General features: G+C 28.5%; 21 protein-coding genes and 1 tRNA gene. 7 read left to right on the top strand and 15 right to left on the bottom strand.

Going from position 1 to position 24,569, the window contains the following annotated elements; genetic code table 11:
* Positions 1-31: 31 nt before the first annotated feature.
* The gene (locus Q0K19_RS02930; RefSeq protein WP_297245132.1) at positions 32-1,315 is read left to right on the top strand and encodes an adenylosuccinate synthase; all 1,284 of its coding nucleotides are present in this window, start codon (positions 32-34) and stop codon (positions 1,313-1,315) included.
* Between the two features lie 917 nt (positions 1,316-2,232).
* Entirely contained in the window at positions 2,233-2,889 is a 657-nt protein-coding gene (locus Q0K19_RS02925; RefSeq protein ID WP_297245131.1) for a DNA-formamidopyrimidine glycosylase family protein, read from the top strand.
* Positions 2,890-2,974: 85 nt separating this feature from the next.
* Here the strand turns inward: Q0K19_RS02925 and Q0K19_RS02920 are convergent, their stop codons facing one another.
* Positions 2,975-3,802 carry an EFR1 family ferrodoxin gene (locus Q0K19_RS02920; RefSeq protein ID WP_297245130.1) on the bottom strand — a complete coding sequence of 276 codons (828 nt, stop codon included), beginning with the start codon at positions 3,800-3,802 and terminating at the stop codon, positions 2,975-2,977.
* A gap of 204 nt (positions 3,803-4,006) precedes the next feature.
* Here Q0K19_RS02920 and Q0K19_RS02915 point away from each other — a divergent pair.
* Positions 4,007-4,080, top strand: a tRNA-Ile gene (locus Q0K19_RS02915).
* 155 nt (positions 4,081-4,235) lie between these two features.
* On the opposite strand, the gene Q0K19_RS02910 is transcribed toward Q0K19_RS02915, so the two are convergent.
* Positions 4,236-4,553, bottom strand: coding sequence for a hypothetical protein (locus Q0K19_RS02910; RefSeq protein WP_297245129.1), 318 nt, complete (start codon positions 4,551-4,553; stop codon positions 4,236-4,238).
* A gap of 159 nt (positions 4,554-4,712) precedes the next feature.
* On the bottom strand, positions 4,713-6,326 hold the full coding sequence (locus tag Q0K19_RS02905) for a peptide ABC transporter substrate-binding protein (RefSeq protein ID WP_297245128.1): 1,614 nt from the start codon (positions 6,324-6,326) through the stop codon (positions 4,713-4,715).
* A gap of 301 nt (positions 6,327-6,627) precedes the next feature.
* Between Q0K19_RS02905 and Q0K19_RS02900 the strand changes: the two genes are divergently transcribed.
* Genes Q0K19_RS02900 through Q0K19_RS02890 form a run of 3 tightly spaced genes read left to right on the top strand, consistent with a single transcriptional unit; the run spans position 6,628 to position 7,964 of the window.
* Complete coding sequence (locus Q0K19_RS02900; RefSeq protein WP_297245127.1) at positions 6,628-6,828, top strand: hypothetical protein; 201 nt, start codon at positions 6,628-6,630, stop codon at positions 6,826-6,828.
* 33 nt (positions 6,829-6,861) lie between these two features.
* Positions 6,862-7,419, top strand: a complete 558-nt coding sequence (locus tag Q0K19_RS02895; RefSeq protein WP_297245126.1) for a hypothetical protein — start codon at positions 6,862-6,864, stop codon at positions 7,417-7,419.
* 23 nt (positions 7,420-7,442) lie between these two features.
* The gene (locus Q0K19_RS02890) at positions 7,443-7,964 is read left to right on the top strand and encodes a hypothetical protein (protein ID WP_297245125.1); all 522 of its coding nucleotides are present in this window, start codon (positions 7,443-7,445) and stop codon (positions 7,962-7,964) included.
* 317 nt (positions 7,965-8,281) lie between these two features.
* On the opposite strand, the gene Q0K19_RS02885 is transcribed toward Q0K19_RS02890, so the two are convergent.
* On the bottom strand, positions 8,282-10,261 hold the full coding sequence (locus tag Q0K19_RS02885) for an ATP-dependent helicase (RefSeq protein WP_297245124.1): 1,980 nt from the start codon (positions 10,259-10,261) through the stop codon (positions 8,282-8,284).
* A 149-nt stretch (positions 10,262-10,410) separates the two neighbouring features.
* On the opposite strand from Q0K19_RS02885, the gene Q0K19_RS02880 reads away from it, so the two are divergent.
* Positions 10,411-11,775 (top strand): MATE family efflux transporter, encoded by a 1,365-nt coding sequence (locus tag Q0K19_RS02880; RefSeq protein ID WP_297245123.1) that lies wholly within the window; start codon positions 10,411-10,413, stop codon positions 11,773-11,775.
* Between the two features lie 73 nt (positions 11,776-11,848).
* Here the strand turns inward: Q0K19_RS02880 and Q0K19_RS02875 are convergent, their stop codons facing one another.
* The 11 genes from Q0K19_RS02875 to Q0K19_RS02825 form a co-directional block, all read right to left on the bottom strand.
* Positions 11,849-12,778, bottom strand: a complete 930-nt coding sequence (locus Q0K19_RS02875) for a glycoside hydrolase family 16 protein (RefSeq protein WP_297245122.1) — start codon at positions 12,776-12,778, stop codon at positions 11,849-11,851.
* Between the two features lie 33 nt (positions 12,779-12,811).
* Complete coding sequence (locus Q0K19_RS02870; RefSeq protein WP_297245121.1) at positions 12,812-13,981, bottom strand: cell surface protein; 1,170 nt, start codon at positions 13,979-13,981, stop codon at positions 12,812-12,814.
* Between the two features lie 507 nt (positions 13,982-14,488).
* Positions 14,489-17,113 (bottom strand): N-6 DNA methylase, encoded by a 2,625-nt coding sequence (locus Q0K19_RS02865; protein WP_297245120.1) that lies wholly within the window; start codon positions 17,111-17,113, stop codon positions 14,489-14,491.
* Between the two features lie 153 nt (positions 17,114-17,266).
* Positions 17,267-18,049, bottom strand: a complete 783-nt coding sequence (locus tag Q0K19_RS02860) for a site-specific DNA-methyltransferase (RefSeq protein WP_297245119.1) — start codon at positions 18,047-18,049, stop codon at positions 17,267-17,269.
* Between the two features lie 333 nt (positions 18,050-18,382).
* Positions 18,383-19,198: a MetQ/NlpA family ABC transporter substrate-binding protein gene (locus tag Q0K19_RS02855; RefSeq protein WP_297245118.1), complete on the bottom strand. Its 816-nt coding sequence runs from the start codon at positions 19,196-19,198 to the stop codon at positions 18,383-18,385.
* A 78-nt stretch (positions 19,199-19,276) separates the two neighbouring features.
* Positions 19,277-20,065, bottom strand: coding sequence for a MetQ/NlpA family ABC transporter substrate-binding protein (locus Q0K19_RS02850; RefSeq protein WP_297245117.1), 789 nt, complete (start codon positions 20,063-20,065; stop codon positions 19,277-19,279).
* Positions 20,066-20,087: 22 nt separating this feature from the next.
* Positions 20,088-20,876, bottom strand: coding sequence for a MetQ/NlpA family ABC transporter substrate-binding protein (locus tag Q0K19_RS02845; protein WP_297245116.1), 789 nt, complete (start codon positions 20,874-20,876; stop codon positions 20,088-20,090).
* Between the two features lie 28 nt (positions 20,877-20,904).
* On the bottom strand, positions 20,905-21,702 hold the full coding sequence (locus Q0K19_RS02840) for a MetQ/NlpA family ABC transporter substrate-binding protein (protein ID WP_297245115.1): 798 nt from the start codon (positions 21,700-21,702) through the stop codon (positions 20,905-20,907).
* Positions 21,703-21,818: 116 nt separating this feature from the next.
* Positions 21,819-22,775 carry an L-lactate dehydrogenase gene (locus tag Q0K19_RS02835; protein ID WP_297245114.1) on the bottom strand — a complete coding sequence of 319 codons (957 nt, stop codon included), beginning with the start codon at positions 22,773-22,775 and terminating at the stop codon, positions 21,819-21,821.
* 30 nt (positions 22,776-22,805) lie between these two features.
* Positions 22,806-23,486: a methionine ABC transporter permease gene (locus Q0K19_RS02830; protein ID WP_297245113.1), complete on the bottom strand. Its 681-nt coding sequence runs from the start codon at positions 23,484-23,486 to the stop codon at positions 22,806-22,808.
* A complete protein-coding gene (locus tag Q0K19_RS02825) occupies positions 23,467-24,519 on the bottom strand; it encodes a methionine ABC transporter ATP-binding protein (RefSeq protein ID WP_297245112.1) in 1,053 nt (350 codons plus the stop codon). The genes Q0K19_RS02830 and Q0K19_RS02825 overlap by 20 nt, the downstream gene beginning before the upstream one ends.
* Positions 24,520-24,569: the final 50 nt, after the last annotated feature.

Here is a 24,569-nt window from a genome sequence, read left to right as displayed (position 1 = left end):
TATTTTTTAATAATAGAATAAGGAGTTAAAAATGGCTTCAGTAATTATTGTAGGAACTCAATGGGGTGATGAGGGTAAAGGTAAAATAGTTGATTATCTTGCTGAAAATTGCGAATATGTTGTTCGTTCTCAAGGCGGAAGTAATGCAGGTCATACAGTTGTTGTGGATAATATTAAATATAAATTAAGACTTTTACCTTCCGGTATACTTCATAAAGATAAAGTTTGTGTAATTGGTAATGGCGTAGTTATAGAGCCTAAAGTTTTTTTAAGTGAAATTGATTCTTTAATAGAGAAAAAAGTTAATATATCAAATCTTAAAATATCAGACAGAGCCCATGTTATTATGCCTTATCATAAAATTTTGGATGAACTTCAGGAAGAGGATCTCGGAGAAAATAAACTCGGCACTACTAAAAACGGCATAGGTCCTTGCTATATGGATAAATCAAGCCGTTTGGGTATAAGAATAGTTGATTTGATGAATAAAGAAACATTCGCTAAAAAATTAAAGTTTAATGTTGAGCTAAAAAACAAATTACTCAAAAAGCTTTATAATCATGAAGGTGTTAATTATGATGAGCTACTAAAAGAGTATTTAGGATATGCTGATAGATTAAGACCTTTTGTTGCTGACACCACTACTATATTAAATAAAGCTATAAAAGAAAAGAAAAATATATTATTTGAAGGTGCTCAGGCTACTATGCTAGACTTAGACCATGGTACTTATCCTTTTGTAACTTCATCTTATCCTGCTGCAGGCGGAGCTTGTACAGGTTCCGGAGTAGGCCCTAGAAAAATTGATAATGTTATTGGTGTAGTTAAGGCTTATGCTACAAGGGTTGGAGAAGGTCCTTTCCCTTCAGAGCTTTTTGACGATGTGGGTCAGTTCATAAGAGATAAAGGCGGCGAATATGGTACAGTTACAGGAAGACCAAGAAGATGCGGTTGGCTTGATGCTTGCGTTGTTAAATATGCTTCCTATGTTAATGGGCTTGATTCTATTGCCATAACTAGACTTGATATATTAGATGAATTGGATAAATTAAAAATATGTGTTGCCTATAAATATAATGGTGAAATATTGGAAGGATATCCTGCAGATTTAGATATACTTTCAAAAGTTGAGCCTGTTTATGAAGAGTTTGAAGGCTGGAAAACTAGTACAAGAGATATCAGGGAATATGATAAACTTCCAGAAAATGCCAAAAAATATCTTAAAAGATTAAGCGAAGTTATTGAAACAGATATATCTATTGTTTCAGTAGGTGCTGGAAGAGATGAAACTATAATAGTTAAGAAGATTTTTTAATTTATAAAATATAAATTACTAAGCCTGTGTTTGTATTAATCAAATGCAGGCTTTTTAATTTATACCTAAACAACTATATTTTGTCAGAAATCATTTTTTTAAATTTAAAATATTTTCAGGGCTTTGTCCCGAACTCCACTTCTTTTGCAACCTAAGGAAGTGCTGCGACTGAAAGGAGTACCTTTAGGTATGGTATTGCCTCAAAGAATCTATATCCTTTACAGACTTGGATACGGTTTGCGAAAGGCTAATATTTGAGCTTAAACTGATAATTTATATTACAGGTAAAACAATTTTACTATTATTTAATACTAATTTTATACTTGCACTTTTTGCAACTTTTTGCGGCTGGAAAAAGTTGAATAAAAAAATTGATAAAGTTAAAAATTTTTCAGTATATTCTAATTCCCACGATATTTTTTATTCAATATTTACTATGAAATTTTAATTTATTTTATCTTTAATGCGTTCTTAGAAATTACAGCACCCACCCAGTACTAGTCCCGAACGGTATTGACTTTCTTTATTCAAAGTACAACGTACGTTCGGTATATTGCATTTTAATATACAAATAATCTAGCTTCAGCAATAAATTTAAAAAAATCTTGGGTGGGATTCAAAATAATCTGATTTAAGTAATATATAAATAAAAAATAAAAATTTTATATTTTAATAATAAATCTAAAGGGTGGGCAAATGTAATTAAAGTTTTAAACTTTATTTACATACCACACCATCTTTTCTTAAATATTTTACTATAAAATTTTAAATTTATTTTATCTAAATACGAATTTAGAAATGATAACTCCCGCCTAAATTCATAATATACCCCTATAGTTATATTATAAAATTTGATTTTTTTTTCTTTCATGCTAAAATATAAAGTAAACATAATACTATTAGGAAGATTAGAAGTTATGAAAGAACTGCCAAATTTAATTACATTAATAAACTCAATAAAAGGTGAAATTTGCTATTCTTATATAAATAAAATAGTAGCCATAGATAAACAATACAAAGAAATGGAAGATATAGAAGGACAGAAAATAATAGATGTTCTAAGATACGGCGGATACATGCATTTTCAGTTTTCTCAAGATGCTATGCTTGTAGACTTAGGTCCAAACGGCTCATTTGTATTAACTGAAGATGATGATTATGAAAACAGCATATTAAAATTGGAAACCGATCATGGAAATTTCTTTGTTGTAGATGACGGTAATGATAAAAATGAAATAACTAAAATAATACCTATTTGGAAAGATTCCACAACAATGCCGCAAATAGGATATGATCCTCTCACTAAACAATTCAATTATAATTTATTCTGTCAGTTATTAGCAGATAATGACACTACAGTAGAAAAGCTCATAAAAAACCCTTTAATATTAAGCGGAATAGGCAATGTATATGGCGATATGATATTAAAGAAAGCATCTATTACTAAAAAAACTAAAACATCAGATGTAACTAAGGTAAAAGCAAGAGAAATATTCGATGCCATAAAACAAGTATTGAGAGAGGCCTCCGGAAATACAGAAGAAGACGACAGCGACTCATCAGAAGAAGAATAATTTTTTAAGTTTTAAGTTATAGAATATAAATAAAAAGCCCTGAATAATTTCAGGGCTTATTTTTTACTTAATTATAAATTAAATATTAATAGAATAATTCAGGCTCTGCTCTTCTTTTAAACTCATCTTCTAAGTCATGCTGATGGTATAAGAAACCCTCATCATCATAATATCTGCAATGCTCAGGACATTTCTTAATACAAGCACCGCATTTGATACATTTGCCAACATATTGTGTAATGTCATTAAAATCAATAGAAGCCAAAGGACATACATGAGCACAAGTTTTACAGTTAGTACATTTTGAAGTATCTACTTTAGGCTTAACTTTTAATATATCTATAGCATGCTCATTTTTATCTTTAGGCATATAATAAGGACGAATAGGATCATTTCCTCTCACTTTAATAGGCTCTTTAGGAATATCAGTCATATTTTTAATTTTTTCAACAACTTTGTCTACAAATTCTGCAGCAATAGCCATATCTTTGTCATCAGGCCTTCCAGCACCAAGCACATAAGAAAAAGCATGCTCACCAATAAAACCAGCTCCTGCTATAGTATAGAAACCATTTTCCTGCATAGTATTTCTAAGCTCTATTAAAGAGTCATCGAAATTTCTATTTCCATATAATACAACCGGTATAGCTAAAGCTCCATTAGCTTTAATGTTATTCTTGTAGTATGGAAGCATAACATTAGGTATTCTTCCGGCATAAGTAGGAGTTCCGCATATTACCAAATCATTTTCTTTAAACTCCAATACCCCTTCCCTTTTCTTTGGCAAGGTAAAATTATACTTTTCAAATTCAACATTAAGTTTCTTTGCTATATTTTCACCTATATAAGAAACTATCTTTTGAGTAGTACCAGTGGCACTATAATATATTGAATAAACTTTGTCAACCTTCATAATAAACATACTCCCTTCATGTATTTTTTACTATATAATAACTTATTATGTAAATTTATTGCTATAAGTCAATAGTAAAAGTATAAAAAAGTATTTAATATTGAATTTATATTAAAAAACAAAAAAAATATCATTTAAGTATTGACTTTTTTTCTAATTATTTTATAATACTCAAATCGAAAGAAGATTTTTCTTAAGAACTAGGGGCCAGTAGCTCAGTCGGTTAGAGCAGATGACTCATAATCATCGGGTCCGGGGTTCAAGTCCCTGCTGGCCCAATACCCTAATTATATACCATTTACCAAAGTTTATATATCACTTATTACAATTAAACAAAGCAAATAAGATTTTTTTTATTTACAATAAAACTTTTTTCTATACAAATAGATGAAAATCAGTTCTTTTAATATATTTAAAGAACTGATTTTTTATTTTATGCTCTATTTAAAACAACATTTCTAGTTACTATTAAACTTCCATTAATTTTTTCAGGTAATTCTATCTCTATAGAATTATTAGAATCAAATTTTATATGAAAAATATCCTCGCCAAATTTCATATCATAATCATCTTTATCATAATCAGCACCCAAAGATATACTATGACTTATCTTACCAACTATAGGTGCTATAGTAGTTACCTTTATATCACCTTTCTCATCTACTAAAGCTTCTATATCAATATCAAAACTAAGAAAATTTTTTATTGTTGCTTTACCTCTATAAAGTCCATTTCTTTCCTTTAATAACATAACAAACCTCCAAATACTTTTTATTAATATAATAACATTTTTTAGAAAAAAGACAAATTTAAAAAAATGTCTAATATAGAAAATTACATAAATAAAGACGGATTTATTCTAAAATTTAATAAAATCCGCCTTTAATATTATAAAAATAAATTAATTTTATTATTTAGCCAATTTAGCATAATAGAATTTATGAGCTCCAAGAGGATCATAAATAACATCAGATAACTTCTTACTAACCATAATAGGATCAGTATAGAAATAAAGCGGTATTAATCCCATATCTTCCATAAGTATATCTTCTGCCTCATGCATAGCCTTCATTCTTATATCTTGATCTATTGTAGACATAGCAAGTTTTAATTTATCATCATAAGCCTTATTAGAATATCCGCCATTATTCTGCACGCTATAGCTTAAAAATACCCCTAAAAAACTCATAGGATCATTATAATCTGCTATCCAGCCATGACGGGCTATAACATAGTTTTTCTCTTGTCTTGTAGTTTGGAAAGTAGCCCATTCTTCCTGTGCTATAGTAGAATCTATGCCAAGACCTTCTTTCCACATCTGCTGAACTGCTTCAAATATTTGTATATGCTCTCCTGAATTTGATTTGAACTCTATAACAGGGAAATTTTCACCATTAGGATAACCAGCATCTGCTAAAAGCTGTTTTGCCTCTTCCAAATTCTTTTGATAGTCTTCAGGTTTTATGCTGTAATAATCACCGCCTACCTTTCTAAAATCTCCATCAGCTCCTTCAACATCATTTACTCCGCTAGGAACCCAAGCACTTGCAGGAAGCTGTCCGGCTCTTGTTACTTGTTCTACTAAATAATTTCTATCTATAGCCAAAGTTAAAGCCTTACGAACTCTAGCATCTTTTAATATATCATTAGTAATATTCAAACAATAATAATATGTACCTAAATAAGGAGAAATATGCATTAAACCTTCGCTTTTTAAATTTTCAATATCCTGAAGCGGAGGATTATTAGCAAAATGTAAAGAACCTTCTTTTATTCCGGCAACAGCAGCAGTTCCATTTTGCATAAGTATAAATACTAGCTTCTCAGGTACTATATTAGAAGCATTCCAATAATTTGTATTTTTTACCATAACAAGTCTATCATCAGTTCTTCTCTCTGTCATAACAAAAGGTCCGTTTCCTATATATGTTTCTGGAGAAAGTGTCCAATTATCTCCATTTTCTTCTATCATATCTTTTCTAACTGGATAGAAAGTAGGAAAGGCAGCAAGTTCTAAAAAATAAGCTGTAGGGGCATTCAATTTTACTTCAAAAGTTTTTTCATCTATAGCTTTAACTCCCAATTCTGAAACAGGCTTCTTACCTGAATTTACATCCATAGCATTTAATACTGGTTCAAACTGATAAGCATATTCGCTTGCTGTAACAGGATCAACTGCTCTTTGCCAAGAATAAACAAAATCCTCAGCTGTAATCTTTTCTCCATCAGCCCATTTAGCATTATCTCTTATATGAAATGTATAAGTGAGTCCATCTTCGCTTATATCCCAACTCTCAGCAACACCCGGTACTATTTTATTATCCTTATCTCTTGTAGCCAAACCTTCAAAAGCATGCTGAATATATATACTTCCGTCTACTGTTGAATTTAAAGCAGGGTCTATAGTCTTAGGTTCAGGCCCTACATTAATATATATAGCTCCTTCTTCATTTTTCTTTCCTCCGCATGCTATAAATAATAACATCATGCTTATGGACAAAATCATAATTACAATCTTTTTCATAGCTGTTATCCTATATAATTTTTTTATTTAAAAGTATTATATTTTATATTAACTATTAATCAATGATTTTTTTTACATTTGAATATATTTATCTAAAATAATTAACATACCCACAAATTCTATTCTTTATATATAAGAAATTATTTTTAAATAGCGTTAAAATGTATGATTTGTATTACATATTAATTTACATTTAATTTACAATACTGTATTTTTTGTAAAATTTATTTAAATTTGACTTTACAAAACTTATTTAATGTGCTATACTTTAATTATAAGGGATTAATAAGGAGGTAATAATATGAAAAAGTTAAGTTTAATGGCTTTAGTATCTGCCTTTATTATGACTGCCAATTTATACTCTTTTGATTTAATAGAAGATACTTTTGACTTTATTTTTGATGATTTAGCAAAAATAATTGGTATTGTAGTAATAATAGCAGCATGTGTATATATATTCAAAAAGTATGTAAAAAAAGATAATAATTCTGATGACAGATAATAAATAAGAAAAATTAATGGGAGAAAGTAAGTAATGAAAAAATTAGGATTAAAAGCTTTTATTTTCAATTTGATTATGGCTGCAAATCTATACTGTTTTGATTTACTAGATGATGTAGACGATTTTATTGAAGATATAATAAAGCTAATACTCATGGTTGTTGTAATACTGGCTGTGATATATTTTATAAAAAAAGTTTTGAGAGATGATAATACTTCAGGAAAAATAAGAAAAAGCAGCAGAGATGATGATTACAGAAAACCAAGCAGAAGAAGAAAAATGAGAAGAAGAGATGATTATTATGATGATGATGACTACGAAGATGACTATGATAATAGAATGAGAAGTAATAGAGATTATGATGATTATGAAGATGATTATAGAAATGAAAGAAATAATAGAAGAGAGAGAATAAAAGAAGAAGATATAAGATATGAATATGATATGAGAGATTATGACAGAAGAGAGAGAAGACTTCCAAATAATATAAAAAGTAATATAGACAGCAGAGAAAATGATCCGAGATACGAAAAAGTTTATGAATTAAAACCTGAGTATAAATTAAAAGATGATAAAAAAAGAATAAGATGATTTATTTTTATAAAGGAGGAATTATGAAAAATAATATAATGTCAGTAGTAAAATCAAAAAAGTTTATAATTATATCTGCTTCTATTGCAGCAGCTGCATTACTTATAGCGGCTATAAGATTTTTAGGTTTGCAGTATTATATGTTTTATTTGATGCATGATTTTGATGAAGTTTTAGAGGCATTATTAAAGATAGCAGTATTTGCTGTAATGATAATGTTTGCTATTGTTTTATTTAGAAAAATAGATTTTAAAGATAATAAAGAAACAAAAACAAATGAAAGCGAATCTGATGATAATAAAAAAGATCTTATAGTTGTTAAAGAAAAAAACAGTAAATCTGCTAAAATCCTATTTATAGTTATGGCTGTAATTGCTGTATTGGCATTGATAGGATTATTCATATTATCTTCAAGATTCTTCGGAATGCATTATATGTTATACAATTTAGATGATATCATAGAAGGCATTTTCCAATTAGTAGTTGTTGTTGCTGTTATAGGTTTTGGAGCTGTATTTGCTAAAAAAGTTTTAGAAAAATTATAATTTAATAGTATAAATAATTGTTAAAAAATAAAAGCGGCAGAGTGATATACTTTACCGCTTTTTTATTTTTTTGAAAGTTTATTTAAATCCCCCACCCCTATAGTTTTTTAATTTATTTTGCAGTTAAAACTATTTATTTTCTTTGATACTAAATTAGAATTTATAGCAACCCACCCAAGCGGATTTTAAATTTAAAGACTGTACACCGCACGTATAGCAAAACTAAATATATAAATTGATTATGAATTATAATTTTGAACTATATATAAAGTTCCGTTCACCGTGCGTTAATTTAAATTTTTAAATCATTAAAAAAATCAATAATCAAAGGCATCTTCGTCTATATCTATATAGCTGCCGGAATAATAATTGGCCTTTTCTTTTATAAGCATTAATTTTTTTGGTATCTCCATCAAGAATGAAGAAGGAATCTGCTCCATTATACCAGTGCTTACCCTTCGTTTTTTGGAGTATGTAAGATAAAGCTTACGCCTTGCCCTTGTGATGCCTACATAGCAAAGCCTTCTCTCCTCATCAATGCCTTTCTCTTCTTCAAGCGAAAAATAATGAGGAAAAACCCCCTGCTCCATTCCAGTCATAAATACCACATCAAATTCCAAACCCTTAGCATTATGAATAGTCATCAATGTTACATAATCTTCCTTATCATCATTGGTAGTTAAATCTCGGTATAAAGTATTTTCTTCTAAGAATGTTATGAGTGTGGCATTAGGCTCCATAGATTTATAATCATAAAAACCTCTGAAAAGCTCTTTAATATTCTCTTCTGCAGTTATTACCCTCTCATTACCATCGCCTTTAAATATTGAAAAATAATCTATATCTTTTAAAAAGTCAAAGAATAATAATTCTATATGAATACCTTCTTCGTTTATAATATCTTCTTTTATTTTCACAGCATATTCTTCTATAATATTTTTATAGGCTTTTATATTCAAAATAGCTTTTTTAGAAAGTCCTGATTCATCAATATAATCAATAGCATTATAAAGAGTTAATTTTCTTGTATTTGCAAAAGTTTCAAAATTGCTGAAGCTCTTCTCACCTATTCCTCTAGGCGGAACATTTATAGTACGCCTTACACTGAAGTTATCACCGAAACCTGTCATAAGCCTTAAAAAAGAAATTGCATCTTTTATTTCAATACGCTCGAAAAATCCTACACCGCCAACTATTTTATAATTTATAGAATGAAGCCTTAACTCCTTTTCATAAGCTCTTGATTGGCTATTAGTCCTAAATAATACAACAATATCCCTTGCCTCAAATCCGTTATCAAATAAAGATTCTATTTCATTAACTACACTTCTAGCCTCTTCTAAATCACTGTAGCAAATCCAATTTTCTATTTTAAACTCATTAGGCTTATTTGAAAACACATTCTTTTCATGACGATTAGCATTATTTTTTATTACACTCAAAGCGGCTTCTACAATATCTTTAGGACATCTGTAATTCTCTTCAAGACGAATTATCTTCGTATTAGGATAATCTTTTTCAAAATCAAGTATATTCAAAACATCTGCACCTCTGAATGCATATATACTCTGATCATCATCGCCTACAACTGTTAAATCATTCTCTGCATCCTGAGTTAATAATTTTATTAATTTATACTGCTGAGGATTAGTGTCCTGAAACTCATCTACCAAAATATATTTAAATCTGTTTCTATAATAATTCAACACTTTATTTTCTTGTTCAAATAATTTTATAGTATTTAAAATTAAATCATCAAAGTCCATTACATTTTCATTAAGTTCATACTCTGTATATTTTTTATAAACATTTTCAAAAATATCTCTATCGAAAACTATACCGTCATCTATTCCATTTTTCACATTGGATATAAATCTTGTTATAATTTTTTGTGATATACTCTTTGGCACTTCCTCCTCTTTCATTATTCTTTTAATAACTGATGATTTATCGCCTTCATCTAAAATAAGAAAATTAGATTTATAGCCTAGAAAATGTGCATTCTCTTTTAATATTCTTAAACATGCAGAGTGAAAAGTTCTAATAAATAATCTGCTTGGCTTAATATCCGGAAGTAAATCGCATACCCTCTCTTTCATTTCATGTGCAGCTTTATTTGTAAAAGTTACAGCCATTATATTTTCAGGAGCTATTTCAAGCTCATTTATAAGATAAGCTATTTTTCTAGTAATAACTAAAGTCTTACCGCTTCCAGCTCCTGCTAAAAGAAGTAAAGGACTTCCTGTATGCAGTATTCCTTCTCTTTGAACTTCGCTCACATTGTCAAGTATATTCATATATGCACCTTAAATATAAAAGTAGATTCTCTATTATATTGTATATTATTTAATATTCAAGTTATTATTATAGTAATCTTTTCTTATTGAAAAAACAATAAAAAAATAATATACTTAATAGAATTATTTTTATATAACGGATTTTATTTATGAATAATGATGTAGTTTCTAATCCTTTATATTATGAGAAGCCTTATAAACTTCTATTTAAATATGCTACTCCAAGTATCATATCAATGCTTGTAGGTTCTTTATACAATATAGTAGATCAAATATTTATAGGTCAGGGAATAGGCATCAATGGAAACGCTGCTACTAATGTTGCTTTTCCTCTTACAATAATTTGTATGTCTATAGCATTATTCCATGGATTCGGTAGTGCTTCAATGTACAGCATATTATTAGGTCAGGGAAATAATAAAAGAGCTGCTACGTTTATAGGTAATGCCGTAGTATCTGCACTTGTATTAGGTTTTATATTTACTGTGATAGTAAAACTTTTTAATAAAAATTTCATGACAATGTTTGGTTCCACAAAAGAGGTTCTGCCTTATGCAATAGAATATACTAATATAACAGCATTCGGATTTATACCTTTTATATTTTCTACAATGATGAGCCATATAATAAGAGCAGACGGAAGCCCTAAATATTCTATGATGTCAGTTCTTACAGGTGCCATTGTGAATACTATATTAGATCCTATTTTAATATTTAAATTTGATATGGGTATGTCAGGTGCTGCCCTTGCAACAATAATAGGACAGTTCATTTCATTTGCTATAGTTTTCAGATATTTATTCAGATTCAAGCATATAACTTTTGAAAGAGATAATTTTAAAGTTGATCCTAAAAACATAGTAAAAATATTTTCTTTAGGTTCATCATCAGGTTTTAATCAATTAGCAATGATGGCCGTTCAAATCACTATGAATAATGTACTTAGCTATTATGGTACTAATTCCATATATGGAGGAAATATTCCTTTGGCTGTAGCAGGCATTATTTCAAAAGTCAACATGCTTGTAATGGCTTTCATAATAGGTACATCTCAAGGAAGTCAGCCTATAATAGGTTTTAATTATGGAGCTAAAAATTACGGCAGAGTTATAAAGACATATAAGCTTACTATAACAATAACAACTATAATGGCCTTTACAGCTTTCCTTTTATTTCAATTATTCCCAAGACAGATTGTAGGAATATTCGGTGACGGAAGCGAATTGTATTTTCACTTTGCTGAAGAATACATGAGAATATATATGGCATTAATGGTGATAAATGGTATCCAGCCTGTAACTGGTACATTCTTTACTTCTTTAGGCAAAGCATTCAAAGGGGCTTTTATATCTATGACAAGACAAATCATATTTTTACTTCCTCTTATAATAATACTTCCTAGAATATTAGGTATAGATGGAGTAATGTATGCCGGTCCTGTTGCTGACGGAGCTGCTTTAATAGTTACAATAATAATGGTGAGTATAGAAATAAGACATTTAAAAAACAGCTGACAGATATTATATCTGCCAGCTGCTAATGCATATTTACTATTCTAAAATATATAACATATTATTTAAATAACTATTAATTAAAAGTTGGTGCTGTAGGTTCAGTATTAGGATCTATCTCTGTTATTTCAACCCAGTCTACCCACATTTCATAATTAGATGAGTCAGCCTTATCAGGACCAGGACCCCAAGAACCATTCTGATATGAAGCATTCAATATTAAGTATTGATAAACATCATTGTATGGATACCATTTTTGATCTGGTGGATTAGTTGGAGTAAACTCTAAAGCTTTTGTACCATCAATGTATAATATAACTTTATCTTTTATTATATCGCAAGTGTAAGTATGCCAAGTAGCCATATTTATACCTTTATTTACACCTTGTTTATCAGCAGTTACAGATCTTGAGCTTCCATCTTTTCTTAAACACTGTATTGTTAACCATGCTTGATCAGGATTACTAGTAACCCATTCCATTAAATCTATTTCACCGTCAGCAGGCCAAGGATTTTTAGTACCTAAAGGATAATACCATACAGCAGGGAAAGCACCTTTAATATTGAATTTTGATCCTAATTGTTTTTGACCGTTACCTTCTACTAAAGCAGCTTTTACTGAAACACGAGTACCAGGACCATATCTATCTATAGTATAAACACCGCCTGTTTTAAATTGTTTATTTTCGCCGGCTCCAGGATTAGGAGCATAATTTGCTTTTAATTTCAAATAACCATCTTCTACTCTTACATTTTCCCAGCCTTCTGTATTATCAAAGAATCTGTTCCAAGTAGGAGAATTTCCGTCCTTACCGTATTCCTGATAACATAATGTCCAGACATCTTTATTTATTTCTGTACCATCAAAGTCATCTCTAAAAGCTACATTAGTCTTTTCTGTTCTGCTAGGTGGTATAGTAGGACCTGTAGTACCTTTATTATTACATGATATTACAGATGCAATAGATATACAAATTACAAATAAAAAAACTATAAATTTTCTCATTATCTCACTCCTTATAATATTAGTAAATATACATTATAAATTAAAATACCAAGTGATACCTGTAGATGCATTCAATATAAATTCGCTTGCACTTCCTTTAGCAAAACTGCCTACAACACTTGCTCCGCCTGTCTGTATTTCTGTATACCATTCTAATGATTTTGTTGGTTTCAAATATATCTCGCCGTATACACAATATCCTACAGTATAGAATAACTCATTTCTTTCTCTTATTAAATCTGAATTGTTCTGATTACTTTTATATATTCTAGATCCTCCTATCATATTGAATGATAATGAAGGTTCAAGATATAAATGTATAAATTCACTGCTTGAAGTAAATCCTACAGGTAAAGCAACACTGAATCTGTATGGATCATCTAATTTATAACCTAAGCTCATTAGTAAGTTTAAATCACTAGTTGCCCATCCATTTTTATCAATTCCTCCGGCACTAGGTGTTGCTCCTTGATTAAATGCAGTTATATCAAAATTTTCTCCTGCCCATTCTTTTCCATTTTCATCTTTTGTTTTTAATGCCTGATCATATTGAAGTCTTATGAAAGGCTCTATAAGAACATCTTCTGTTTCAGCTCTGAAATATATTCTAGCAGCAAGACCAAAAGACTGCTTTTTAGCATTAGCATTATTTTTATATTCTCCATATCTTATATTTAAACGAATCTGACTCATAAAAGGAAGTCCTAGATAATATCTGATTTCTATAGGAGTAGATATTCCCATTTCACCATTTTTTTCTTTAGAACCTACACCTATATGAACAGGAACATTTATTCTGATAGAGTCATTAAGAGCTGTTGCTGTTAATATTGGTGTATGTACTTGATATGAAGGATCACTATAAGCAAATTCATATCCTACACCAACACCTATAATAGGAGTTTTATAACCTACTCCCACAATAGCTTTTGGATAGAAAAAGTATTTTTGTAAATCTGTACCATTTTTTGCAGCAGTTTCAGCTGAATTCATACTGTATAAATTATCAAATATTTTACCCGCCGTAGGGCTTGTAATTCCTGCTGTAACATGTACACTGCTGGCTTCAAGTTTAAATCCTAGTGCATTAAGTCTAGCTCTAAACTGATTACTATGAACTAAAAAATCGATAAAATCGTCTGAATCATAGTATCCGAAAACCGAAGCCGCACAAATTAATAACAGTAGAAATATTTTTTTCATTTTTTTCTCCTAAATAAAATTATAAATATTATTATTTATATTCTTTTTATATGAAATATATGATACTGTAACTGATATACAGCTGATTATATTTTTTAATGCAGTATTATTGATTTTGCTTGAGTAGTTTGATATTTGAAAAAATTTATTTACTATTGAAAATAGTATTATTATATGATAGAATAATAAATTAAAAGTGTTGACTGTTGACTGTTGACTGTTGACTGTTGACTGTTGACTGTTGACTGTTGACTGTTGACTGTTGACTTATTTTTTAACATAATGCATCCTTTTCATATTTATAATATAGCCAATAAAGCTAAAAAACTCAAAAAATAATTTTACATGATTAATGCGGTAATTATATTTCATAAGTTTATATTGCAGAAAATAATGCATATAAAAAAGCCCTATATAAAAATAATTATATAGAGCTTTAAATATTTATTTTTTTTATAAATTATTTATTATTTCCAAGTAGGAAGATAAGAACCTAAGAAATTCTCATTATAAACTTTTTCTACTATTATTTTTTACAGATTCACGAGTATTTTGCATAGAAATTAATGAGTCTTTAATTTTATCAAAATAATTATTGAGACCAAAACTTTCTAATACAGCAAGTTCAAATTTAATACGAATATTATCATTTAGTTCATCTATTAATTTCATAATTTTTCTTGATTTTAAATTATTAAATAACTTAATGATTTTATTTCTATTTTCCTTAGAAACTAATTTGGGGTTTAGCATATGACATTTAGCAATCTTATCCTTATTAATATCCAAAACACCAAGTCCGCGACCAAATCCAGATGCTTCTATATAAAACAATGTCAATATTGAATTTAATAAAGCATGATTTAATTCTTTGTCTGGATAATTAGGTTTGTGTATTAAACCTATTAATCTTTGATTAATAAAAGATGGTGTTTCAAATTCTGCAAAGAAAAATCTTTTGTCTGGATTCATCATAGTACACACTTCAGCAATTTCGTTATTTTGTAATTCATACCATTCCATACCTTTTCTTTTCAGTACTATTGGAAGAGGTTTTCCAACTTTATTTTTTTGTTCTTCAAATTTTTTTATCCATTCCAATGCCCCATAATGTCCTTGTTTTTTCAATTCTTCTAATGATATATTGCAGCAAAAAGCATCACTATCCGCTGTCGCAATAAGTTCTGTTACATTTTCTGCATTTATAAGAACTTTTATTAGATATTGTGGTTCTATTTTGTGTTCACCATTTTTAGGATAAAATAAATCATCGCAACCTCTACGACTTCCTCTAAATACATAATAGGCTTCATTTATTGGAATAGTCTTTTCTTTTATATTGAGTATCCAATCTATATTATGAAATAAGGCATTATAAGAAATATTCAAATTTAAAATATCATCAATTTGATTTTGTGAGTATTGAGAAAGCTTAGATATATTACTATTAAGTTCTTTAGATAATAATGCAGAATTAATAAGAATATTTTCAAACTCTATATTTGTAGCTAATTGTTCTAAAGATTGTTTCCAAAGCCAAAACGTAGTTGGTATTGCTAATTGATTATTATTACATTTTTTTTCTAAAATTATAATAGTAGCAACAACTTTAATGTTATTAAACCAACGACCATTCCCACTGATGTGTACTTGAAGAATATTATATTTTTGTTTTAATACATCAATAAACTTTAAACCGGAATTTGTTCCAAGCCAAGAATTGGAAACAATAATTCCCAACATTCCTCCAGGTTTTATAATATCAGATATTTTAATTGCAATATAGCAATATAAATCAGACCTACCATCTAAACCATCTAAACATTTGGAAAAAAGCATTCTATCAATCTCTTTCTTATCATCATCTGGAATATTTTCAAATGCCACAAAAGGAAGATTTGAAACTACTGTTCCAAAATTTGGTAGAGATAAAAACATTATGTTTCCTGTTTCTGGATTTATTATTGAAATTTTTTCATTAACACTAAGTGTTAATGCATTGTGTTGAAATAACCTATTGGCAATATTGATAGTGTCTGAATCAGTCATACTAATATTAGCAATCTGTAAAGGATAATTATTTTTATCACAAGCCCAAACAGTTTCAATAGACTCTTTAATACTCATTTGAGTTTTCTTAATTTGAATTGCTTCTTTTGGAATAGTTCCTGTACCACAACAACAGTCTAATATATTATCAGACCAATCTCTAACCGTTAATCTAACTAATAATCTTGCAAGTTCAGGAGGTGTCGTATATTGACCATTTATAGCTTTTTTATTTGTAGCAACAGTATTTTCTAAAATATTTTGTAAAATTTTTTGATTTAGATGTTCTATTCTATTATTACGAAGGAAAATTGAAAACTCCACAAAATCACGCCATGATAATTCAGGTAATATATGATTGTATTTAATATCTGCAAATACATTATAAAAATCACATCTATCAGTTATTTTTTTAAATATTGTGTTTACTTCTTTAGGATTTTTATTATAATCAATATTATCAATTATCATAGCTCCATTTTGTTTATGTTTTATAATATGAGCAAATATTATTCTATTTACCCAGTTCAATATAATAGTTTTTGAATAAGCTTTATATTTATCTATTTCATCTTTATCATATTCTATTTTAACGAAAGACCACCAATTATCTATATAAGCTTCCATAACAGTATCTCTAAAAGATTTTACTTTCAAATATTCTGCAATGATTTCTTTGTTTCTTTGAATAATAGTAGTAACAGTCGATTCAGATATAATTTGTTCAAGTGGAGCATTACGAAATTTTCCTGAAACAAAATATTCATTGATTTCTATTATGATTTCTTCCAATTTATGTTCCCAATATATAGAATATGTTTTAACATCTTCTCTTGTGTGAATATAATCGGTAATATTCCATTGTTTGAGCTTTGTAAAATAATTATCTTTTTCTTTAATATATAGAACAGAATACCTAAAATTCCATATCATACAACTATTCAAATTTAGTGCAATTGCCTTTCTTTGGGCATCTTTAATAAAAGTTTCATTATCAATTGAAACATCTGGCATTTTTAGTTCCCAGCCTTGAAGAATGACTGTTTGTTCATTATTTCCATATAATAACACATCGGGAAACATATTATTTCCATTGTTAGTAGAAATGGTATTTTCACCTCCAGCTTTTTTAATAATAAGATCATTTTTTTGAGCAATTATATTAATCTTTGAAATTAGATCAATTGCCCAACTACGTTCATTTTTACGAACTATAGTTGCCATGAATATACCTCCTTATTTTTTCTTAAAATCTGCTATGAGGTTAGCTACAGCTATATGTTGTCTAGTTTTCTTATCTAAACTTTCCCAAGCTAAAAATAAACGTCTTTTGGCAACATCTATATAATTAATTTTATCTTTCTTGAATAATGAAACATCTTCATTTTTTTCAATTCCAATAAAATTGCGTCCTTCCATAAGAGCGGCAACTAAGAAAGAGCCACTGCCAAAAGTATTATCCAATACAACATCACCTGGATTTGTATATGTACGTATGAAATATCTACCTAATTCTATAGGTTTTTGTGTTGGATGAAGGACTTCTCCTTCACTTTCTGCCGTTTTTACATAGATTATATCAGTAGGATAACGATCTCCATCACTTGATACATGAACAGGTTGAAAATCTCCATAACTTCCACTTAACTGATTTTTTCGAATACCTTTATCATATGGATCACCTTTTTTCATTTGTGGGTGATACACAGGTTGTTTTTTATAGAATATACAAACATCTTCATGTTTTCTAAGGGGCTGTTTTTTGGCATTTAAAAAATTTGTGGGTTTAGATTTTTCCCAAACCCATTTATATTTATAATATTTTGGCTGGCTAAGAATTAATTTAGCAGTAAATAGTCCTTGTGATGTAAGAACTATAGCACCATTAGATTTTATAATTCTTAAATATTGTTCCCATAGTAAATCTAGTGGAATATAGCTATCCCACTGATTTTGAGTTATACCATATGGCAGATCACATAAAATCATATCTATACTACTATGTGGTATACGTTTCATACATTCAATACAATCTTCCTCGAATAAATTATTAATCATAGAATAAATTTGAGATTCCTTATATATCATTTTTATTATCGTTTTCCTTATATTTTAATCGGATGTAAAATTTTTATTAACAGTCAATTTATCAAGATTTATATATTTTAAATCATATACTAATAAATATATTATGTATATAACAATTCAAATTAAATATTTTTTATAAATAGAGTATCATAAAATAATTATTTTTTCAATATAGTGATACATTACTAAAAAACAAATAAAAAAGCATGAGATCTTTTTATTATCTCATGCTTTTCTTTTTATAATTCAAATTTTATTCAATTATTATTTCCAAGTAGGAAGATAAGAACCCAAGAAATTCTCATTATAAACTTTTTCTACTATTTCAGATTGATAAGTTGCTACAACTTTTTTGTATAACTCATTATCTTTATCTTTAGTTCTTGCAGCTATTAAATTAACAAAAGACTTTCCGCTGTAAATAGCAGGATCATCTTTGAATATATAATCAGAACCAGGATTCAAACCGAAGTCTATAGCATAGTTTCCATTGATAACAGCACAAGCAACATCAGGAAGAACACCATAAATAGCACCAGCGTCCATTTCAACTATTTCAACATTTAAAGGATTTTCTATTATATCGCTTACGCTAGGAGTATCACCTGCCTCAGGTTTTACTTTGATGATTCCAGCAGCTTGAAGAACTTTTAAAGCTCTTCCTCCATTAGAAGGGTCATTAGGTATAGCTATTTTATCGCCGTTTTTTAATTGTTTTACATCTGTGATATTAGTAGAATAAATATTCATAGCAGATATATAAGTATCAGCTATAGCAGTTAAATCATATCCTTTATTTGATACTTCATCATTAAAGTATGCATAGTGTTGGAAAGCATTCAAATCAATCTCTCCGTCATTTAAAGCCTGATTAGGTATAGTATAGTCAGAGAAAGATACTAACTCTACTTTTATTCCTTCCTCAGCTAATTTTTCTACTATAGGATTCCAAATTTGATAATCAGACTCTCCAGCAAAACCAACTTTAACTACCTTTTGATCGCCAGAAGAAATATTTCCGCATGATAATATCATCAATGATAATATAGCTGATGATATCAATAATAAAAATCTTTTCATTGTCGCTCCTTTATAAAATTTTAATTAAATTAGTTTATCTAGATTATATTATTTTTTGAATAATTTCAATAAAAACTATTAATAATTGATGATAATTCCTTTTAATTTTCCTGATTCAACAGTTTCTTTTATTCTTTTTTTATAAGCTTCAGCTATCTTTTTATAAACACTATTATCCTCATCTTCTAATCTTGCCGCTATAATATTAATATACATATCAGAATCATATTTGCTAGGATCATCATAATATAAAATATTTGAGTCTTTAAAATCAAAATTAAGATTGAGATTAACAAAAGCCCCATCAACAAAAGACATAACAGAATAAACATCATCTGCCTCTACAGCTACAAACTCTAATTGCAAATAATTTTCTCTTACATCATTTGTAGTAAAATTGTAATTAGAATTATTATTCTTGGTTAATCTTAATAATCCTATAGATTCCAATATTTTTAATGATCTTGATAAATTTACTTCATCTTTTGGTACTGCTATCTTCGAATGTAATTTTAACTGAGATAAATTAGTCAAATTTTCTGAATACATATTCATAGCTGCTATAAAAGTTTTATCTATAATACTCAAATAATAATCATTTTTATTTGTAGCATTAACAAAATAAGCGTAATGCTGAAAATGATTCAAATCTATATGTTTGCTATTTAAAGCCTTATTTATTATAGAATAGTCTGAAAATTGTATCAATTCTAATAAAATATTCTGCTCTTTCATTTCATTAGACACATATTCCCATATACTCATATTAAGTTCGCCTATATATCCTATTTTTACTACTTCATCTTTTTTACAATTACAAGAAATAATAAATAGCAATAAAAATAAAATAAATAATAATTTTTTCATTATATATCCTTATATGTAATTATTAGTCAATTGCAATAAGACCATCTAATATATTTTGATCTATATTTTTCTTCATCTTCTGTCTATAGCTTTCCGTTATAAACTTATAAAGACTAGAATTTCTATCTTTTTCTCGGCATACAATCAAATTAGCATAAGACATCAAACCAGCATGCGAATATTTTGATATATCATCATAAAATATAATCTTATAATTTACATAGTCTGAAATAAATCCGTAATTTATAACTGCCGCATCAACATTATCCATATTAAAGTAAATCATACTTGCATCCATAGGTATAAACTGAATATTCAGATTATTTTCTATAATATTAGTTATACTATAAAAATTATTATCAAACCTTTCAAGTTTTATAATATTCGCCACTTCTAATACCTGCAATGCCCTTGATAAATTTACTTCATCATCTGGAATAGCTATTTTAGCATTTGACGATATCTGATTTATATTCGTAAAAAATTTTGAATATACATTCATAGGTGCAACAAAAGTTTTGCCTAGAATATAAAGATCATAATTATACTTGTTAGTTTCATTAACAAAGTAAATATAGTTTTGAAAAGAATTCAAATCTATCTCCCCATCATCTAATGCCTTGTTCAAAAGCTCATAATCCTGAAAATACACAAGTTCTAATTTAGTATTTTCTATTCTAAGCTCTTCGTCTATCTGCCTCCATATATCATAATCAAATTCTCCTATATGCCCTATAGTTACAACTTCAGGCTCAGGACTTTCACAAGAAATAATATTGATTAATAAAAAAATTTTTAATAAATATTTCATAGTTCCCCCCAACTAAAAAACTATAAAATTACCAAACTGCTATATATACTCCTTTAAAATTTTTATCATATATATTTCTAACTTCATCAGATTGGTATGCTTTTATTATTTTTTTATATATTTCATTATCTTTATCTTCAGTTCTAGCCGCTATAATGTTTATATAATTCTTATCAGTATAATTACTTGGATTATCCTTAAATATAGAATCTCTATAAGGATCAAGTCCGAAGTTTAAAGCAAAATTACTATTGATAACGGCACATGCTATATCTGGAAGCAAACCATATATACTTCCAGCATCAACTTCAATTATATCCAAATTTAATTTATTTTCTTTTATATCATTAACAGTAGGATTTTGTTTATATATATTTTTTAATTCTATCAATCCTGCCGCTGCTAATACTTTTAAAGCTCTGCCTCTATTAGAATCATCATTCGGTATAGCAACTTTATCATTCTCTTTAATCTGATTAATATTTGTTATATTATCAGAATATATATTCATAGCAGCTAAACATGTATCTGCTATAGCAGTTAATTCATATCCTTTATCTTCCAACTCCTTATTAAAAAATGCATAATGCTGAAAATTATTTAAATCTATTTCACCATCATTCAAAGCTTTATTAGGAGAAGAATAATTAATGTAAGATACCAATTCTATTTCTATATTATCATTAGAAACTTTTTTCATCACCTCTTGCCAAATAATTTTATCCGACTCGCCTATATATCCCACTCTCACTATATGAACATTTTTATCAGCATTAGAACATGAAACAGAAAATATAAAAATAAAAAGTAAAATTATTCTTCTCATAGCATTATCATTTTTATATAATACAATTCTCTTTCATAAATTTTATAATTGAGAATTTGTATTACTATATTTTATATAATATTTGTCAATATATAATAATACTATAATAAATATTATTACATATTCAAAGCTAACTCATAATTCTTTTTCATCACGCTGCAAGATTCATCAAATAATTTTTTCTCTTCATCATTCATTTTTAATTCTATTATCTCTTCAACTCCATTTCTTCCAAGCACTGCAGGAACAGAAGCATAAACATCATTTTGTCCGTATTCACCATTTAAATACACTGAAACAGGAAGAACTCTATGCTCATCGCAAAGTACAGCACGTGCAACTTCAGCTAAAGCAGTACCTATTCCAAACTCTGTGGAGCCTTTACCTTCTAAAACGTCCCAGCCGCCTCTTCTTCCTTTATAAGCTAATTCTTTTAAATCAAGTTTTGAGTATTTATCTTTTTCTTTCATAAGTTCAAACAAAGGCTTTCCTGCTATAGTAACCGCTGACCATGGAACCATCTGACTTTCTCCATGCTCACCTAAAGCATAAGCATATATTGACTTTTGATCAACATTAATCGCCTCTGATATAGCTCTTCTTAATCTTGCAGAATCTAATGTGGTGCTTGTAGATATTATTCTTTTAGGATCATAATTCAATTTATTTTGTAAATAATGAGTGATAACATCAGCAGGATTAGAAATATTGATTATGATTCCTGAGAACTTTGTATTTTTTATTTTAGATGTTACATCTTTCATAACCTCTATTGTAGCACCTAAAGTATCCATTCTAGTTTGATTCATATTAGGCAAAGGACCCGCACATACCACCATTATATCAGCATCATCTATATCTTTATAAGTTCCTGATTTTACTTCTACTCTATGAGGTAAATAAACTGTAGCATCAAATATATCTAAAGCCTGAGCGAATGCCTTCTTTTCATCTATATCAATATAAATTATTTCTTCAACTAAACCTTGAGCCGCCAATGCATATCCTGCATGAGAACCTACATGTCCTGCCCCTATCAATACAGCTTTTCTTCTTTTTAATAAAGTTTCCATAAACAATTCAATTCCTATATATAATTTTTATCAATGCGTAGCTTTTTTTACTATAAAATTTCCAATAGCCTGTATAATTCCAACAAGTATTACAAGAAGTATTACAGATACATATATAATATCTAATTTATTTCTATAATATCCTGATTGTATAGCATAAGTTCCAAGTCCGCCTGCACCTACAGCTCCGGCCATAGCAGTAAGCCCTATTAAACTAATTATTGTTATAGTAGTTCCTCTTGCTATAGGAGCTATACTTTCTTTTAAATATACTCTAAAAATAATAGCTATAGGAGATGATCCCATAGACTGTGCCGCCTCTACCAATCCTGGATTAACTTCTGATAATGCACTTTCTATCTGTCTTGCAAAGAAAGGAACTGTTCCAAATATTAATGGTATAATAGCCCCTTTTACTCCTATTGCAGTACCCATTATAAATCTTGTAAGAGGTACTAGCATGGCAAGAAGTATTATGAATGGTATAGCTCTGAAAAAGTTAATTACCTTGCTTAATACTTCATATAACAATATATTTTCCATTATTCCGAATTTTTTAGTAACTATTAAAAGCACCCCCAAAAAACCGCCTATGAAAAATGATATTATGCCTGAATAAAAAAGCATTACGAAAGTTTGTATTATACTTTGATAAAGTCTAGGTAAATCAGCCATAACATTAGGCATTAAATTATTCATCATATCTAGCATCTTTTATCACCTCTACATCTACATTTTGTTCATTAAGGAACTCTATAGTTTTTGTTATGCCATGTTTTTCTTTTTCATGAAGTATAACAACGAGTCCGCCTAAAAGGCTTTCATCTATAAGCTCAACATTTCCAAATATTATATTAACATCAACATTAAACTTTCTTGAAATATGAGATATCAAAGCCTCTCCTACAGAATCCTTTTTATATTTTAATCTTAATATACATTCGCCTTGTTTTAATTCTGTTATATTATGTTTTTCTTCTATAAGTGTATATATTTTAGATACATTTGAAGTTGTATCTATAAAATCCTGAGTGATTTGATTTTGAGGATGAGAAAATACTTCAAATATATTTCCTTCCTCTATCAAACAGCCTTTATTCATAACTGCCACTCTATGACATAACTCTTTTACAACGCCCATCTCATGAGTTATTACAACTATAGTTATTCCAAGTTCTTCATTTAATTTTTTTAATAACTTCAATATAGAAGATGTTGTTTGCGGATCCAAAGCACTTGTAGCTTCATCGCATAAAAGTATTTGCGGATCATTGGCCAAAGCTCTAGCTATTGCAACTCTTTGTTTCTGTCCGCCGCTTAATTGCGAAGGATAAACATAGGCCTTTTCTTTTATATCTACAAGTTCAAGTAAAGACATCACTTTTTTTTCTATTTCTTCTTTTGAAAGTCCTCTGTATCTTAATGGGTATGCAACATTTTTAAATACCGTTCTTGAACCGAATAAGTTAAACTGCTGAAATATCATACCTATTTTTTTTCTTTTTTCTCTAAGCTCTCTAGGTTTTAAAGATGTTAATTCCTCTCCGCCTACATAAACTTTTCCTGATGTAGGTCTTTCTAATAAGTTTATGCATCTTACTAAAGTTGATTTTCCGGCTCCTGAAAAACCTATTATGCCGTATATCTCGCCTTTGTTTATTTTTAAAGATACATTATTAACTGCATTGAGCTGTTTATTTTTAGCAGTTTTAAATATTTTGCTGACATTTTCTAAAACTATCATCTATTATCCTGAAAATTAGATTATAAAATTTATTGAAAATAAAACCCATT

Origin of the sequence: uncultured Brachyspira sp. (genome assembly GCF_944393015.1) — a bacterium.
In the GTDB taxonomy this organism is placed as follows: domain Bacteria; phylum Spirochaetota; class Brachyspiria; order Brachyspirales; family Brachyspiraceae; genus Brachyspira.
Note: the sequence above shows the minus strand (reverse complement) of the source record. Positions and strands in the feature narration are given on the sequence as shown.

What these genes read in the sequence shown, in the direction of transcription:
- Q0K19_RS02930 (WP_297245132.1), top strand. Translation starts at nt 32, where the DNA reads ATGGCTTCAGTAATTATTGTAGGAACTCAATGGGGTGATGAGGGTAAA.
- Q0K19_RS02925 (WP_297245131.1), top strand. Translation starts at nt 2,233, where the DNA reads ATGAAAGAACTGCCAAATTTAATTACATTAATAAACTCAATAAAAGGT.
- Q0K19_RS02920 (WP_297245130.1), bottom strand. Translation starts at nt 3,802, where the DNA reads ATGAAGGTTGACAAAGTTTATTCAATATATTATAGTGCCACTGGTACT.
- Q0K19_RS02910 (WP_297245129.1), bottom strand. Translation starts at nt 4,553, where the DNA reads ATGTTATTAAAGGAAAGAAATGGACTTTATAGAGGTAAAGCAACAATA.
- Q0K19_RS02905 (WP_297245128.1), bottom strand. Translation starts at nt 6,326, where the DNA reads ATGAAAAAGATTGTAATTATGATTTTGTCCATAAGCATGATGTTATTA.
- Q0K19_RS02900 (WP_297245127.1), top strand. Translation starts at nt 6,628, where the DNA reads ATGAAAAAGTTAAGTTTAATGGCTTTAGTATCTGCCTTTATTATGACT.
- Q0K19_RS02895 (WP_297245126.1), top strand. Translation starts at nt 6,862, where the DNA reads ATGAAAAAATTAGGATTAAAAGCTTTTATTTTCAATTTGATTATGGCT.
- Q0K19_RS02890 (WP_297245125.1), top strand. Translation starts at nt 7,443, where the DNA reads ATGAAAAATAATATAATGTCAGTAGTAAAATCAAAAAAGTTTATAATT.
- Q0K19_RS02885 (WP_297245124.1), bottom strand. Translation starts at nt 10,261, where the DNA reads ATGAATATACTTGACAATGTGAGCGAAGTTCAAAGAGAAGGAATACTG.
- Q0K19_RS02880 (WP_297245123.1), top strand. Translation starts at nt 10,411, where the DNA reads ATGAATAATGATGTAGTTTCTAATCCTTTATATTATGAGAAGCCTTAT.
- Q0K19_RS02875 (WP_297245122.1), bottom strand. Translation starts at nt 12,778, where the DNA reads ATGAGAAAATTTATAGTTTTTTTATTTGTAATTTGTATATCTATTGCA.
- Q0K19_RS02870 (WP_297245121.1), bottom strand. Translation starts at nt 13,981, where the DNA reads ATGAAAAAAATATTTCTACTGTTATTAATTTGTGCGGCTTCGGTTTTC.
- Q0K19_RS02865 (WP_297245120.1), bottom strand. Translation starts at nt 17,113, where the DNA reads ATGTTTCCCGATGTGTTATTATATGGAAATAATGAACAAACAGTCATT.
- Q0K19_RS02860 (WP_297245119.1), bottom strand. Translation starts at nt 18,049, where the DNA reads ATGAAACGTATACCACATAGTAGTATAGATATGATTTTATGTGATCTG.
- Q0K19_RS02855 (WP_297245118.1), bottom strand. Translation starts at nt 19,198, where the DNA reads ATGAAAAGATTTTTATTATTGATATCATCAGCTATATTATCATTGATG.
- Q0K19_RS02850 (WP_297245117.1), bottom strand. Translation starts at nt 20,065, where the DNA reads ATGAAAAAATTATTATTTATTTTATTTTTATTGCTATTTATTATTTCT.
- Q0K19_RS02845 (WP_297245116.1), bottom strand. Translation starts at nt 20,876, where the DNA reads ATGAAATATTTATTAAAAATTTTTTTATTAATCAATATTATTTCTTGT.
- Q0K19_RS02840 (WP_297245115.1), bottom strand. Translation starts at nt 21,702, where the DNA reads ATGAGAAGAATAATTTTACTTTTTATTTTTATATTTTCTGTTTCATGT.
- Q0K19_RS02835 (WP_297245114.1), bottom strand. Translation starts at nt 22,775, where the DNA reads ATGGAAACTTTATTAAAAAGAAGAAAAGCTGTATTGATAGGGGCAGGA.
- Q0K19_RS02830 (WP_297245113.1), bottom strand. Translation starts at nt 23,486, where the DNA reads ATGCTAGATATGATGAATAATTTAATGCCTAATGTTATGGCTGATTTA.
- Q0K19_RS02825 (WP_297245112.1), bottom strand. Translation starts at nt 24,519, where the DNA reads ATGATAGTTTTAGAAAATGTCAGCAAAATATTTAAAACTGCTAAAAAT.